The 14559-nt window shown below is 61.5% G+C and carries 15 protein-coding genes and 1 pseudogene; 7 read left to right on the forward strand and 9 right to left on the reverse strand.

Annotation, left to right across the window (positions count from 1 at the left end; all coding sequences use genetic code 11):
- Positions 1 to 79: 79 nt before the first annotated feature.
- Positions 80 to 478: a secondary thiamine-phosphate synthase enzyme YjbQ gene (locus tag DLM86_RS18495; RefSeq protein ID WP_110841538.1), complete on the reverse strand. Its 399-nt coding sequence runs from the start codon at positions 476 to 478 to the stop codon at positions 80 to 82.
- Between the two features lie 48 nt (positions 479 to 526).
- Entirely contained in the window at positions 527 to 1594 is a 1068-nt protein-coding gene (locus DLM86_RS18500) for an acyltransferase (protein ID WP_158289552.1), read from the reverse strand.
- Positions 1595 to 1883: 289 nt separating this feature from the next.
- Between DLM86_RS18500 and DLM86_RS18505 the strand changes: the two genes are divergently transcribed.
- Entirely contained in the window at positions 1884 to 3092 is a 1209-nt protein-coding gene (locus DLM86_RS18505) for a glycerate kinase (RefSeq protein ID WP_110841540.1), read from the forward strand.
- A 93-nt stretch (positions 3093 to 3185) separates the two neighbouring features.
- Here DLM86_RS18505 and DLM86_RS32365 read toward each other — a convergent pair whose 3' ends face one another.
- The gene (locus DLM86_RS32365; RefSeq protein ID WP_170143721.1) at positions 3186 to 3332 is read right to left on the reverse strand and encodes a hypothetical protein; all 147 of its coding nucleotides are present in this window, start codon (positions 3330 to 3332) and stop codon (positions 3186 to 3188) included.
- 172 nt (positions 3333 to 3504) lie between these two features.
- On the opposite strand from DLM86_RS32365, the gene DLM86_RS18510 reads away from it, so the two are divergent.
- On the forward strand, positions 3505 to 3726 hold the full coding sequence (locus tag DLM86_RS18510; protein ID WP_110841541.1) for a DUF1128 domain-containing protein: 222 nt from the start codon (positions 3505 to 3507) through the stop codon (positions 3724 to 3726).
- Positions 3727 to 3827: 101 nt separating this feature from the next.
- On the opposite strand, the gene DLM86_RS18515 is transcribed toward DLM86_RS18510, so the two are convergent.
- Positions 3828 to 4997, reverse strand: coding sequence for a glycosyltransferase family 2 protein (locus DLM86_RS18515; RefSeq protein ID WP_110841542.1), 1170 nt, complete (start codon positions 4995 to 4997; stop codon positions 3828 to 3830).
- 104 nt (positions 4998 to 5101) lie between these two features.
- Between DLM86_RS18515 and yyaC the strand changes: the two genes are divergently transcribed.
- A complete protein-coding gene (gene yyaC, locus DLM86_RS18520; protein WP_110841543.1) occupies positions 5102 to 5608 on the forward strand; it encodes a spore protease YyaC in 507 nt (168 codons plus the stop codon).
- A 52-nt stretch (positions 5609 to 5660) separates the two neighbouring features.
- On the opposite strand, the gene DLM86_RS18525 is transcribed toward yyaC, so the two are convergent.
- Positions 5661 to 5906: a hypothetical protein gene (locus DLM86_RS18525; RefSeq protein WP_110841544.1), complete on the reverse strand. Its 246-nt coding sequence runs from the start codon at positions 5904 to 5906 to the stop codon at positions 5661 to 5663.
- 448 nt (positions 5907 to 6354) lie between these two features.
- On the opposite strand from DLM86_RS18525, the gene DLM86_RS18530 reads away from it, so the two are divergent.
- On the forward strand, positions 6355 to 8109 hold the full coding sequence (locus DLM86_RS18530) for a methyl-accepting chemotaxis protein (RefSeq protein ID WP_110841545.1): 1755 nt from the start codon (positions 6355 to 6357) through the stop codon (positions 8107 to 8109).
- A 132-nt stretch (positions 8110 to 8241) separates the two neighbouring features.
- Here the strand turns inward: DLM86_RS18530 and DLM86_RS18535 are convergent, their stop codons facing one another.
- Entirely contained in the window at positions 8242 to 8565 is a 324-nt protein-coding gene (locus DLM86_RS18535) for a winged helix-turn-helix transcriptional regulator (protein WP_110841546.1), read from the reverse strand.
- Positions 8566 to 8696: 131 nt separating this feature from the next.
- On the opposite strand from DLM86_RS18535, the gene DLM86_RS18540 reads away from it, so the two are divergent.
- Positions 8697 to 9098, forward strand: coding sequence for a DoxX family protein (locus DLM86_RS18540; protein WP_110841547.1), 402 nt, complete (start codon positions 8697 to 8699; stop codon positions 9096 to 9098).
- A gap of 114 nt (positions 9099 to 9212) precedes the next feature.
- On the opposite strand, the gene DLM86_RS18545 is transcribed toward DLM86_RS18540, so the two are convergent.
- On the reverse strand, positions 9213 to 10109 hold the full coding sequence (locus DLM86_RS18545; protein ID WP_110841548.1) for an RCC1 domain-containing protein: 897 nt from the start codon (positions 10107 to 10109) through the stop codon (positions 9213 to 9215).
- A gap of 57 nt (positions 10110 to 10166) precedes the next feature.
- Positions 10167 to 10889: a DUF6273 domain-containing protein gene (locus DLM86_RS18550; RefSeq protein WP_245954706.1), complete on the reverse strand. Its 723-nt coding sequence runs from the start codon at positions 10887 to 10889 to the stop codon at positions 10167 to 10169.
- Between the two features lie 115 nt (positions 10890 to 11004).
- Here DLM86_RS18550 and DLM86_RS18555 point away from each other — a divergent pair, with 115 nt between their 5' ends.
- Positions 11005 to 11706: a MerR family DNA-binding transcriptional regulator gene (locus DLM86_RS18555; RefSeq protein ID WP_110841550.1), complete on the forward strand. Its 702-nt coding sequence runs from the start codon at positions 11005 to 11007 to the stop codon at positions 11704 to 11706.
- A 302-nt stretch (positions 11707 to 12008) separates the two neighbouring features.
- Positions 12009 to 12797, forward strand: a pseudogene (locus DLM86_RS33105) (MFS transporter); the annotation flags it as partial.
- A 235-nt stretch (positions 12798 to 13032) separates the two neighbouring features.
- Here DLM86_RS33105 and DLM86_RS18560 read toward each other — a convergent pair.
- The gene (locus DLM86_RS18560; protein WP_110841551.1) at positions 13033 to 14466 is read right to left on the reverse strand and encodes an MFS transporter; all 1434 of its coding nucleotides are present in this window, start codon (positions 14464 to 14466) and stop codon (positions 13033 to 13035) included.
- Positions 14467 to 14559: the final 93 nt, after the last annotated feature.

Consider the following 14559-nt stretch of genomic DNA (forward strand, 5'->3'; position numbering starts at 1 on the left):
AAACGAACAACGTGCGCTTCCCGCCAAGGGGAGGCGCACGTTGTCGGTCTGCGGCGGCCGATGCGAGTCGAGGCCGCCGTCAGCCTTGCATCAGCTTCACGCAGACGGTTCGCTGCCGCGGGCCGTCGAATTCGCAGAAGTAAATTCCTTGCCACCGCCCGAGCGCCAGACGGCCGTCCTCGACGATTACGGTTTGCGACGAGCCCGTCGTTATCGCTTTCAGGTGCGCGGCGGTGTTGCCTTCCGCGTGCCGGTCGCGGGGATGCTCCCACGGATACAGCTCGTCAAGCCGCTTCAGCACGTCGCGCTTGACGTCGGGATCGGCGTTTTCGTTGATGGCGATGCCGGCCGTCGTATGCGGACAGTAGACGACCGCCAGGCCGCTTTGCATGCCGCTTTGCCGAACCAGCTTCGCGACTTGCGGCGTAATGTCGACGATCTGGTCCCGCCGCTCCGTCGAGAGGACGAACGTATGCATGACGAATCGAATCTCCTTTGCCGCTGCCGGCTTATTGCGGCAGCTCTTTTATTTGCCGAACAGGATCCACGACCAGTTGAACCGCTTCAGCGCCCGGACGACGGCCCACGGCACGACGAGAATGAGGACGATGCCGCCCCAAACCGCGAGGTGGTAGCCGCTTTGGCCGGCCGGTACCTGCGCGCGCATCGCATAAAACGACAGCAGCGCCGGGTGGGTGAAGTAGACGCCGAACGAAGCGGCCCCGAGCGAGGACAGCGCCGCCGCCCACCGGGGAGCATGCGCGAGCCAATGCCGGCCGATCCACATGAAGCTGATCGCGACGAGCACCGGGTAGCCGTTGAACAGCAGCTCGTACTCCCAAAATTCGAACCGCATGCCGCGCTTCTCCTGCAAGCTCAGCAGCAGGAACGTATACCCGGCTCCGACCGCCGCCGCCGTCACCCACCAAACGTTCCGGTTCAGCCAGGCGAAAAATCGCTCGTAGTTCATTCCGATCGATCCGCCGATGCAGAACAGGGCGAAGTAGGTGATGAACAGCCGATCCCCGTGCGGGACGGCCGCGCCGCTGTAATGGCGGTAGACGACGAACGCGCCCTGCACGACGATGCCGAACAGCCATAAGTAGCGGCCGAGCGGGCGCCACAGCTTGGCCAGCGTAACGACGATCGGGAACAGCAAATACAGCTGCATGATGATGACCATGAAATACAAATGATAGCCCATGCCGATCTCGGCCCACGGGATCAGCTTGACGAATTCGACGAAGGAGACGTGAACCTTCACCGCCGGGTTGAGCCACTGATCGTACAAGTAGTAGAAGAACAGCCACAGCAAGTACGGGAGGAAGATGTACTGCAGCCGTTTCCGGTAAAAGCCGGGAACGCGGCTTGCGCTCCATTTGTCGAAATAGCTGTAGAACAGCACGACGCCGCTCAGCAGGATAAACGCTTGCACCGCGAAATAGCTCATATGGTTGATCGCGTAATAGAGCGTGTGCGACCGCGAGCCGATCGGCAGCGCAACCGTCGATGCGGCCGTCCCGTGAATGAGGAGCACGGCGACGATCGCCACGGCCCGGACGATGTCCAGCTCCCAAAGCTTCGGTTTGCTCAAATCGATTCTCTGCCTTTCCGTCGAAATGATGCGTCTTTTGCCGAATATAGGCAAATGACGTTTTCATCTCCCTAGTATACGTGATCCCGGTGCGGTTGCCTATAGAAGTCGGCGGCTTTTACCCGATAGGATGTCCGCCGTATGCCGCCGCTATTACGCAGCGGCGGAAAAGGTTGGCACCGCTCCGTCCATGCGATACAATGCAGCTATACGGCTTGGGCGGGACTTCTCCCGCGGACAAGCCCGCCGCAAGACAGGCGGCGGTGTGGGGGAAAGGAAGGAATAGCGGATGGAGCGCAGGATCGGGGAAATCGGGGAAATCGGGGGAGAAGACGCTTTTCGCGTCGTCATCGCGCCGGATTCGTTCAAAGGGAGCATATCGTCCGTCGCGGCGGCCGAGGCGATTCGGGCCGGCGTTCTGCGGGCGGCGCCGGACGCCGGGACGACGATCGTGCCGATGGCGGACGGCGGAGAAGGGACGGTCGACGCCGTGCTGGCCGCCGTCGGCGGGGAGCGGCTCGTCGTCCCGGTCGAAGGGCCGCTCGGCGGCGAGGTCATGGCGGCCTGGGGACTGCTCGCGGACGGGCGGACGGCCGTCATCGAGATGGCGGCCGCCTCCGGCTTGCCGCTCGTGGCGCCGGAGGCGCGCGACCCGCTGGCCGCGACGACGTACGGCACGGGGCAACTCATTCGCGCCGCGCTCGACCGGGGCGCCACGCGCCTCTTGATCGGCCTCGGCGGCAGCGCGACGAACGACGGCGGCATGGGGATGGCGCAGGCGCTCGGCGTCCGGTTCGCGGACGCGGACGGCCGCGAGCTCGCCGGCCGCGGCTGCGGCGCGCTGCTCGAGCGGATCGCGTCGATCGACGCGAGCGGGCTCGACCCGCGCTTCGCCGCGGCGGAGGTGACGGTGCTGAGCGACGTCACCAACCCGCTGTGCGGGCCGGACGGCGCCTCGGCCGTCTACGGCCCGCAGAAGGGCGCGACGCCAGAGGCGGTCGAGCGGCTCGACCGCGGGCTCGCGCACTACGCGGAGCGGATCGCCGCGGCGACCGGCCGCGACGTGCGCGACGCGCCCGGAGCGGGCGCCGCCGGCGGCCTGGGCGCCGGGCTGCTCGCGTTCGGCCGCGCCGTTGTCAAGCCGGGCATCGCCGTCGTGACGGAGCTCGCCGGCTTCGACCGGGCGGTCGCCGGCGCCGCGCTCGTCATTACCGGCGAAGGCCGTACCGACGCGCAGACGGCGTACGGCAAAGTGCCGGCCGGCGTCGCGGCGGCGGCCCGCCCGCACGGCGTGCCCGTCGTCTGCTTGTCCGGCGGCTTGGGCGCCGGCGCGGAGACGCTGTACGGGCACGGCATCGCCGCCTTGTTCAGCATCGCGAACCGGCCGCTTGCGCTCGACGAGGCGATGCGGGACGCCGAGCCGCTGCTCGCCGAAGCGGCGGAGAACGTCGTCCGGCTGTACCGGGCGGCCGCCGGGTTCGGCCGGTCGCGGCGCTGAACGGCATCGTAAGCCGAAAAAGCCCCTGCAGACGCGCTTCCGGATACCGGTGTGCGATGCAGGGGCTTTTGGCGTCTCGTTCGATCGAAGCCGTTATTCCGATTTGCCGTATTTTTCGCCGCGGACGGTTTGCTCCGACGCTTTCTTCTCGACGACGTCGTTGACGAACGCCATATCTTGATTTTCCGCCTTCATGTGAGCGGTTCCTTTATAATTGCCTTCGTGCGTTTTGTTTTCCATCGAAATTCGGCTCCTTCCCCGGTATAGATTGCCGCATCGCGGCGTACACGTAATACTGTGCGCATTCGCGGCCGCGAATATGCGGGCGGCGTCGGCGGAGCCCGCGAACGCTGGGCTTTCCCGGGCGGGCGTGATACAATAGCATCGTCAACCGAAGAAAGGGTGAGCATCGATGGATTTAACGGTCAGATCCGAGGCCAACGTAGCGTTCATGGTCGAGCAGATCAAGGGCAAGCTGAACGTCGTCGCCGCGCAGTCGATCAAGCCGGACCATTTCGACCTCGACAAGTACGACGATTTGCACGACATGTACGATGTCGTTATGAACAAACGGCATTTCAGCATCCGCGAGATCGAAGCCCTTTGCGACGAATTGAAACAGCTCCGAAAGTAAGCCCGCAAGCCCGGACGGCGCCCGAGCGAGCGAGCGGACGGCACGGTGCGGTACCGGAGCCGATTATCGCCCTCGGGCAAGCGGCAGGCTCCCCCGCGAGCTTACTTGCGCCGCAGCCGCTCGAGCGGGTAAAACGTGCCGCGCCAATAGACGCCGCCGCGCCGGATCGTCAACGCGACGGAGCGGGCGAGGACGGCGACAAGCATCCAGACGGCTGCGGGAAGCGCGCAGGCGTCTATTCCCGTATCCCGAGATAACCGGCGCGTCGCCGATACATACAGGCCGATCAGAATCCCCGCGCTGGCCGCGCTCGCGATCCCGCTCGGGCGGGGGAGCAACAGCAGGCCGGCGAACGGGCCGAAAAAAGCGATCAGCTGGCCGATCATGCCGGCAATGGCGGAAGAGAGCCGGTAGCCGAAGCCGGAAAACAAATTTTTCTCGAGGCCGTGGACGGCCGCCCGCAGCGACGGATACCATTCGACCTCGAGATGCCGCTTGCCGACGGCGATCCGCTGCTTGAACCGGGCTCTCTTGATGAGCTGGCCGAGCTGCAGATCGTCGTCCGGCCGCATCGCGATGGCCCGGTGAGTGCCGATCGCCTCGTACGCCTTCCGCGTGACGAGGTTGAAGGCGCCGATCCCGGTGCCGAACCGGTGCTGCCGGTCGTCGTTCGCCCGCCACAGCCGAAGGTACAGCAGGAGCGAGAACATAAAGTAGTGGACGAACGCCCGCAGCCAGAAGCTTTTCGCCGTCATCAGGGGCGCCAGCGTCAGATGATCCGCGTCAGCCGATTCCATATAGGCAACCGCGTCGCGGATCGTATTAGGACGAAAGGAGATGTCGGCATCGGTGAACAGCAGGTAAGAGCCCTTCGCCTGCTTGTACCCTTGGTACAGCGCGTGATTTTTGCCGAGCCAGCCTTCCGGCAGCGACGTGACGTGGACGACGCGAAGCGGCACGCGCGCCGACGGAAGCCGCTCGGTCCATCGCTTCAGCTCGTCCAGCCGCCGGCCGGTCGCATCGGCGGAACGGTCGTTGACGGCGATAATTTCGAAGCGCGGGTAGTCTTGCTGCAGCAAGCTTCGCACCGTGTCGGCGATCGCCGCTTCCTCCTCCTTCGCCGCGATGATGACGGAGACGAGCGGCGGGTCGCGCCTGAGCTCGCGGGCCGGGGGAAGCGCAGGAATGCGCCGAAGGCCGCCCAGTGCCGCGGCAAGCGTCGCGAGCCAATAGACGAGCGTCGCGTAGGCGAGCAGTTCGAGCAGTCGCATAGACGTTCTCCTTTGTCGGGGGTACAACGACGGCGGTTGATGCCTATTATTGTACCATACCGCGCGGGATCGCCGCACGACGGGCGGGAAAGGGGAGTGGGGAGATGGAACCGTTCAGGCAAAAAGTGAGAGGGGACAAGCTGGCGGATTTTTTTCGCCGGATTCGGGACCAAGGCGTCCTCGTCGACGATATCGTATTCGTCTGTATCGGAACGGATCGTTCGACCGGGGACGCCCTCGGGCCGCTCGTCGGCACGATGCTGAGCGAGGCCGGCTACCCGCATGTGATCGGCACGCTGGAAGCTCCGTGCGATGCGAGCAATATCGTACAGCGGCTGAACGACATCCCTCCGGACAAAATCGCCGTCGCCATCGACGCGTGTCTGGGGCTGTCCTCCTCGGTAGGCTTGTACCAGGTGGCCGACCATCCGCTCGAGCCCGGCAAATCGGTCGGCAAGTCGCTTCCCCCGGTCGGCCGGTACTCGGTTGCGGCGATCGTCAACGCGGCCGGGCCGAAGCAATATTGGATTTTGCAAAATACGTCGCTTCATCGGGTCATGACGATGGCCCGCGAAATCGCATCCGCCGTTCGATCGGTATTTCCGGTTTGAACCGGCGCCTATAGCCAGAAGAGCCCCTCCGGCGGAAACGCGCGTTTCCGAATCAGGAGCGGGCTCTTCTTCGCAGACGGTAATAATCGCCGATCCGGCCGAGCAGCGCATACGAGGCGACGGTCAGCAAATAGACGACGAATACGTTGAAGTAGTGGATGTCGCCTACGATTTCGATCAGCCATACCGGGATGCTGAACATGAACAGGAAGATGTTGTCCGGGTCGAGCCCCGAGTAATTGAACAAGCACAGCGCGATGCCGAATAAGGTCATGACGAATGTGGCTTTGTATTTCAACGGGCTTACCTCCTTCGATAACGACGATGGCGACGGGTGTCGGCGACGCGGGCTTCGTTCCGGCCGGATGACCCGTTTTCGCCGATTGAGCTACGGTTCCGCGGGGCGGGTCGCGTGCCTCCTCTCGGGAATGAGGGCGGAAGACGTTTTTCTTAATATCCGGTTGGGGCGGTCATTTTATGCATGGCCGGTCATTGGGCCGAACCGTTCACGATTTTGTAAAAGCAACTAATAATCGATATGAATTGACATGATTCGTCATGATTTGATTGGATTCGCCATATATCTGCCGTAACCGAAATCGGTGATTGCGTTTTCATTCCGGGAAGGCGAAATATGCGCGTCCCAATTGAGGTTGCGCCCCGTTGTAAATGAAAGGGAGTTGGAGTACGATAGGTCGAAAGATAGGGGAAATGATTCCAAAGATACAGAGACGGAGGGAATCCGCATGAATCCGAACGTACAACGTCCGCGCTTTAAAATCCGGCACAAACTGATCGCCGTCCTGCTTCTTCTGCTGGCTCTGCCGACGCTCGTCGTCGGGCTGGTCAGCTACAACGTATCGAAGTCCGAAACGGACAAGCTGATCGAAAGCAAGCTTCAAAGCAACGTCCGGCTCGCCGTCGAAATGGTCGGCCTGATGGATGCGTCCGTCCAAAGCGGAGCGATGACCGCCGAGGCGGCTCAGGAGAAGGTGAAGTCGATGCTGATCGGCGAGAAGGGCCAGGACGGCAAACGGCCGATCAATCCGAATATCGACATCGGCCCGAACGGCTACTTTTTCATTATGGACGCCAAAGGAACGCTGCTCGGCCATCCGCTCCTCGAAGGCCAAAATATTTGGGACAAGCGGACGAGCGACGGCTATTTATACATTCAGGACATGATCGCGAAGGCGCAAGCGGGAGGCGGGAATACGTATTACCTATGGCCGCTTCCGAATTCGGACAAGGAAGCGATGAAAATCACGTACGCGGAGCTCGATCCGAAATGGAACTGGGTCATCGCGGCCGGCTCGTACATGATGGATTACAACGCCGGACAAAAGCATATTTTGTCCGTACTGACCCTAACGCTCGCCGGCTGCCTCGCGGTCGGGGCCGTCGTCTCCTGGCTGTTCGCGCAGCATATTTCCAAGCCGATCGCGCGCGTCGCGGCGCGGACGAGACGGATTGCGGAAGGGGACTTGTCCGCCGACGCGCTCGACGTTCGCAACCGTGACGAGATCGGTCAGCTTGCCGCCGATTTCACCATCATGAACGATCATCTCCAATCGCTCGTCGTACATGTGCAAGCCGGCGCGGAGCATGTTCTGGCTTCCTCGCAGGAGTTGTCCTCATCGATCGACGAGACGACCAAGGCGTCGCGGGATATCGCGGCATCGGTGCAGCACATCGCGACGGGGATGGAGACGCAATCGGTATCGACGCGCGAAAGCTCGCGGGCGATGGAGGAGATGGCGGTCGGCATAAGCCGGATCGCGGCTACGTCGTCCAGCGCGTTCGACGCATCGGTGCATACGTCCGAGGCGGCCGAGGAAGGATACCGGTTCATGCAAAAGTCGGTGGAGCAGATGAACCGGGTCAGCTCGACCGTCGCGGAGCTGGCGGACGTCATCCAGAAGCTGGACCGGCGTTCCAAAGAAATCGGGGAGATCGTGCAGGTGATGACCGGCATCGCCTCGCAGACGAGCCTTCTTGCGCTGAACGCTTCCATCGAGGCGGCTCGCGCCGGGGAGCAGGGGCGCGGCTTCATGATCGTCGCCGGCGAAGTGAAGAAGCTGGCGGTGCAATCCGAATCGTCGGCACAGGAAGTGATCGCTCTCGTCGATGCGATTCAGGCCGATATCGGCTACGCGGTCCGGTCGATGACCAAAGGGGAGAATGAGGTGCGGGAAGGCGTCGCCCTGTCGCGGGAGACGGGCGAGTCGTTCAAGCGGATTTTGGACGCGACGCGCAGCGTCGTGGAGCATATCCAAGAGGCGTCGTCGTCGGCCGAGCAAATGTCGGCGAGCTCCGAGCAGGTGGCCGCTTCGCTGCAGGAGATGGCGCGCATTACGGAGACGGGCGCTTCGGGTACGCAGACGATCTTAGCCTCCAGCGAGGAGCAGCTGGCGACGATGGAACAGCTGGCGGTCCAAGCCGACCAGTTGAGCCGGCTGGCCGAACGGCTGCAGGACGCAGTCGCGAAGTTCCGGACTTGACCTTGCAACGGCCTTGCCTTTGATCGCCCATGAACAGAAAAGGACATTTCCGTCAATCGCCTGTAACGAAGGCGGCGGAAATGTCCTTTTGTCGTTTCGTATCCGAGCCGTAACGGAAAGCCGAACGCGTGCTCAAATCCATTGGTCCCCCCACTCCTGAACCGCCGTCATAACCGGCCGAAGCGCCTTGCCCTTCTCCGTCAGCTCGTATTCGATGCGGATCGGCATTTCCGGATACACGTTCCTCGCGATAATGCCCGCGTGCTCCAGCTCCTTGAACCGCTCCGTCAGCATCCGGTCGCTCATGTCCGGAATCATTGCCGATATATCTTTAAACCGCATCGGGCCGTTCATCAGCACGTTGATGATGAGACCGGTCCAACGTTTGCCGAGCAGCTCGAACGCATTTTCGAATTTCGGACACAGGGCGTGAATCTTGTGGTCCGCGTTGTCCATACGAATCATCTCCTGGTTCTTTAGCGCTAATTTGATTTTAACATAGTTACTTGACAAAAGTAAGTCTTACCTTGTATTATTAACTCACGAAAAGTAAGTAACAAATTTTTAAGAAGGGATTTGATTCGATTATGGTAAACGGAGCACTGCTGTTGATTCGGCTCGTCATCGGGCTGACCTTTGCGGGACACGGAGCCCAGAAGCTGTTCGGCTGGTTCGGAGGCCACGGCTTGAAAGGGACGGGAGGCTTTTTCGATTCGATCGGCATTCGCCCCGGCGTCTTCATGGCGTTGGTCGCCGGACTGCTCGAGCTGGCGGGAGGCATCCTGTTCGCCGCCGGGCTGTTCACGCCGGTCGCGGCCGCGTTCATCGTCCTGACGATGCTGGTGGCCATCTTCAAAGTGCACGGCCGCAACGGCTATTGGGTGACGTCCAACGGAATCGAGTACAACGTCGCTTTGATCGCGATCGCGGTAGCCGTAGCGATGACCGGCGCGGGTGCATATTCGCTCGATCAGTGGTGGCTGTCCTGAGCCGCAGCCGGGGCACCGACTATGAAGCATGACGATGTAACAGGACAAAGCCGACGTCAAGAGACGATCGGCTTTTTCTTTATTTATGGGTATCCGGAGCGTATATATTGCACACTAGCTGCCGGGCAGTCGGATGCCGCGCCAGCCGCTTACGTCGCATTGGCCGTATTCGTTATCGCCGACAGCAACCACCGTGCCGTCCGATGTAAGGCCGATTGTATGAGCGCAGCCCGCCGCAACCGCCACGATATCGCGCCAGCCGCTTACGTCGCATTGGCCGTGCTCGTTGCAACCGACGACCGTTACCGTACCGTCCGCTTTCAGGCCGACGGTATGTCGACTGCCCGCCGAGATCGCCACTATACCGTGCCAGCCGCTTACCTCGCATTGGCCGTTGCCGTTCAAGCCTGCCGCCGCCACCGTGCCGTCCGCTCGTAGCCCGACGGTATGAAGGTAGCCCGCCGCAACCGCGACGATATCGCGCCAGCCGCTTACATCGCGTTGGCCATACCGATAGTTCCCCGCAGTCGTCACCGTACCGTCCGCCCGAAGCCCTACGGTATGCCAGTCACCCGCCGCAACGGCCACGATGTCGCGCCAGCCGCCTACATCGCATTGGCCTTCACGATTTCGACCGACAGCGGCTACCGTGCCGTTCGCCCGAAGCCCTACGGTACGGCGCCAGCCCGCCGCAACCGCCACGATGTCGCGCCAGCCGCTTACTTCGCATTGGCCATGCTCATTCCAGCCCACGGCCGCCACCTTGCCGTCCGATTGAAGCCCGACGGTATGGGCGTTCCCCGTGTTCGTCGCCATATGCACGTTGCCGGCCGCGACCGCCACCATATCGCGCCAGCCGCTTACCTCGCATTGTCCATATTTATTATCGCCCACAGCCGTCACCGTTCCGTCGGATTGAAGACCGACGGTATGACGGCGACCCGCCGCTAGAGTATGAAGAGGCCGCCGGCTCCCCCGTAGCGCCGTTTCTTTCGGTGATAGGTCATCCATGTCTTTCCTCCGCCTTCCATTCCTTATCGGCCGCGTATTTCTCGCTTTCCCTCTTGATCATGGAAGATTCAAGATTAAGGCGGGACGCACGCCGTAATGGTCGATGCTGGTACTCCCATAGCTGCGAATGCTGCGGCCCGTACCGACAAAATAGGCACGCGAAGGCTTGTTTCCCCGCGTTCGCAGCCACCACCAGGAACAGCCGACTTCTTCGCCGTCTCGGACGATATAGTCCTCTTTCTTCGTTTTATCATAAACATACAAGCTGCATCCGTCGGGCTTTTTCGTCTTGGCGAAATCGGTTCCGACAGCGCCTCTCCACTCCTTGCCGTGGATCCCGGAAAACGTTTGTATCTCGGCGGCGCTAAGCGGAAAGACCTTGTCCTCCGTATCCGGGCAGCCCTCCCCGTTATCCGTACAACGTGTCGTCTTGACGAATGGCATTTCGGCGGCAGTAAATGCGGCATTATAAAATTCATCGTTCAGCCATTGGCGCAAATCGCAGTCCCGCCACGTCGTTTCCATGCCATCCCGCCACTTCAGATCCGCGCTCTTGCCGTGGTACCTCTTGCAGTCCAAAATGTACTCGCTCAAAACAAACAGCTCGCTTCCCGACCGTTGAAGAACACGCCATGTAATCGCCCGCTTCTTGCCGTCCGCAGACTGCGGATACGTGCCGAACGTAATGAAATCGCCGGTCTTCAGGCTCCGGTACGTGAAAGCGAAAGGGCCCTTTTCCATGAATTCCCCTCCTCGATTGTTCGCTCCAGCTTCGATCATATAACATTCATGCAAGATTTCGTTTGATAGACCGGGAACCCTTGTACAGACGGTCATTGTCTCTTATGATATTGTTGCCGTACTTTAGAGTTTCACTTTAAGGAAGGTGTCGCGGGTGGACGAAACCATTACGCCGAAACAGTTGGCCGGGAGACTTCAGGTCAGCACCACAACGCTGCGAAGATACGAAAGTCTCGATTTGGTGCCGGACGTCCCTCGGACGGCCGGTAATAGAAGATATTATACTCGGCTGCATGTTCAGGCTTTCCTCGCTTTACGGTCCTTGACCCAAGGATTCGATCTGCCGGTCGCCTACGAAGTCATGAGCTTATTGAAAAGGGGCCGGGTCGAACAAGCGCTTTGGACGATCAATTTGCAGCAGTACAACATCCAGGCGGAGAAGCGACGAGTCGAGGAGGTGATGAGCCTCATTCATCAAACCGATTTCTCCATGTATAGGAATGTTCGGGTCACGGATGAAATGAAAATCGGGGAGGTCGCCGTAATCGCCGGCGTAAACCCGTCCGCGATTCGACATTGGGAAAAGGAAGGGCTTATTCGCGCTAAGCGGAATCCGGAAAACGGCTACAGAGTCTTTACGTCGCGGGAGTTGAAAAAGATTATTGTGCTAAGCAGTTTAAGGAAAACCGTCTTTTTCATCGAAAGCATGAAACAGCTGCTCGAAGCTTTGGAGACGCACGATCTGTCTACGATCGAACGCTCCTTCAAAACAGCGCTTCAGAAGCTGAATGAACAATTGGAAAAGCAAATGAACGGCATATCGGACATGATGAGGTACATCCAATTTTGCAAATAGAGACGGAAGCGCTGAAGCTCCGCCCGATTACGCTTTCCCGGAGATGAACGGCGCGCGAGGCATCGTTCCGCGATCATCGAACCCCGGTTTGTCGCCGATATGATAGAATGGGGATGAGAATTACCATAGCGGGGATGGACAGGGAGAGGACGAACATCGTGGGCTTAAACGGAGACATGCGCAAGATGCTGGTCATGAACGCGATCGGGCAAATCATTTTCAGCTACATCGGGATCTTCATCAATTTGTACATCTGGGAAGGGTCGAGGAGCCTGTTCGACGTCTCGCTGTACAACTTCTTCATGTTTCTCGTCTGGGGCGTCGGATTTACGCTGGGGGCGCACCTGCTCACGCGGCGTTCGATCCGGCTCGTCTACGCGTTGTCGGCCGTATCCGGACTGACCGTCTTTACGCTGCTGTCCGTCTTGCACTTGGACAACCGTTTCGTTTGGATCGCCTTGATCGGCTCGATCGTGGGACTTACGTTCGGGCTTTTTTACAGCGGGCAAAATTTGGGCCTCTCGCTGTCGGGGAAGGCGAAGCAGTTCGGCCAATACTTCTCGATGGTCATCGTCCTTCAACAGGTCGTTTCCGTTACGGTGCCGATCTTGTCCGCGCTCGTCATCCTGAGGTTCGGCTATTCCGGCTCGTTTCTGCTGATGCTGGCGATCGTCGGCTGCATGCTGGCCGCCGCCCTGCTCGTCCCGAACGTGTCGCTGGCCGACGTCCGGGAGCGGGAGGGCGAATGGTACGACGGCATCGGTTACTTCCGACTGTTCCATACCCCGTCGGCGAAATGGCTCCAGGCCGCTTTCGTCGCGGCGGGATTTTTCTTTCAGTTCCAAAACTTGTTCATACTCGTCTTTACGTTCAGCATATCGGAGGATAAGCTCGTCATCGCGCTGCTGAACGCCGTCTATACGTGCTCGGCGTTTGCGGCGCTGTATGTCCACCGGAAAGCGAAGCGGATCGGGGAGGACGCCTGGATGTTCGTCGGCTGCGCGGTCGTGGCCGCCGGCTTCCTGATCGCCCTGCTCGGATACGCCCCGCTCCTGGTGGCGTCGAACATTTTGTCCGTCGTCGGCATGTTTTATTTCGGCGTTCATTGGCAGACGAAAGTGTACCGGTCGGTCAACGCGATGCCGCCGATGCAGAAGCTTAGGTCGCTCGTCTGGCGCGAATGCCACGCTGTGCGGCGCCCGCTGCGCCATGCTGCTTCTGCTGCTGTTCCTGCACGACATTCGCGGCGGCGGCTTCGCCGTCGTCGTCGCCTTGACGATCGCGTGCATGTTCGCAGTGCCGGCCTGTCTGCGTCGCAGCGAACGGCTAGCCGGAGGACGCTTCGCCGGCGCGTCCGGCACGGAGGCGGGGACGCAGCCAGCCGACGCCCATCGCGCCTAAGGCGAGCAAGGCGCACAGGGCGAACAGGATGCGCATCGTGCCGGGGGCGAACGCGTCCGCGCCGGCGCCGCCCAACGAACCGGCGAACAGCACCGCGAGTCCCGTGCCGACGATCATGCCCAAGTAGCGGATGAGCGCCAGCATGCTGCCGACGAGGCTCGCCTTGTCCGCCGGCGCGTTGCCCATGATGTCGGCGTTGTTCGCGGCGAGGAACAGGCCGCTGCCGAAGCCGAACAAGCCGCAGTAGAACGCGGCGCCGCCCCAGCCGACGCCGTCCGCGACGACGGCGGGCGCCATCGCGAGCGCGCAGCAGCACGCTCCGGCCGTCGTCGGGCCGAACGCGCCGCGGCGGTCCCGCCAATAGCCGGCCAGCGGCCCCGCCAGCGCCATGGCGACCGGCTGGATCGCGAGGAGAAGCCCCGTCGTCCGGGTCGACAGCCCGAGCGTGTCCTGCATGTAAAACGTAAGCGGGACGATCGACCCCATCTGCGCCGCATAAAACAAAAAAGCGGACAAATTGCCGACGCCCACGGCGCGGTTGCGGTACAGCACCGGATCGAGGATGCCGTGCTCGAGCTTGCGTTCGTACAGGACGAGGACGACGAGAAGGACGAGCCCGAAGCCTCCCCAGAGCAGGACGGAGGAGGAGAAGCCGTTCTCTTCGCTGGCGACGGACGCGTACAGCAGCACGGAGGTGCCGATCGCAAGCAGCGCCGATCCGAACAGGTCGAGCGGACGCACGTTGCGCTCGTTGTCGGGAAACAGGCGCAAGCCGAGGACGGTGGCGACGATGCCGATCGGCACGTTGATCCAGAACAGCAGCGGCCAGCCGCCGAATTCCATCAGGAAGCCGCCGGCGGCGGGACCGGCGAGCGTCCCGGCCGACATGACGATCGTGTTGACGCCGAGCGCCCGCCCGCGCTCCCGGTCGGGAAACAGGGCGCGCACCATCGCCTGGCTGTTCGCCATAATCATCGCGGCGCCGGCGCCCTGCACGCATCGCGACGCGATCATGGCGGCGAGCGAACCGGACAGCGCGGCGAACAGTGAGCCGATCGCGAACAGGAGGAAGCCGGCGCTGTATATCGTTTTCCGGCTGAGCCGGTCGGACAGCTTCCCGACGATCGGCAGCAGCGCGACCATCGTGAGCAAGTAAGACGTGACGATCCATTGGACGCCCGCGAGCGTCGTTCCGAATTGAGCCGCCATCGTCGGCAGCGCCAGCTGGACGATCCCGACGTCGAGCGTATTCATGAACGTGCCGAGGTTGACGATATGCATGACGGACCAGCGGTTGGCCCGCGGCGCGTCGTCGGGCGGAACGTTCGTTCCGTTCGCCCGGATTTGCGGATGCGGCATGGCGCGTCCCTCCCATGAGAAGAAGGCCCCTGTCCGCGCAGGGGCCTTTCGGTCGTATTATCGCGGCTTCGGGCCGCGGATGCGGTTTGCGGG

Origin of the sequence: Paenibacillus flagellatus, assembly GCF_003217775.1 — a bacterium.
GTDB classification, from domain to species: Bacteria; Bacillota; Bacilli; order Paenibacillales; family NBRC-103111; genus Paenibacillus_AB; species Paenibacillus_AB flagellatus.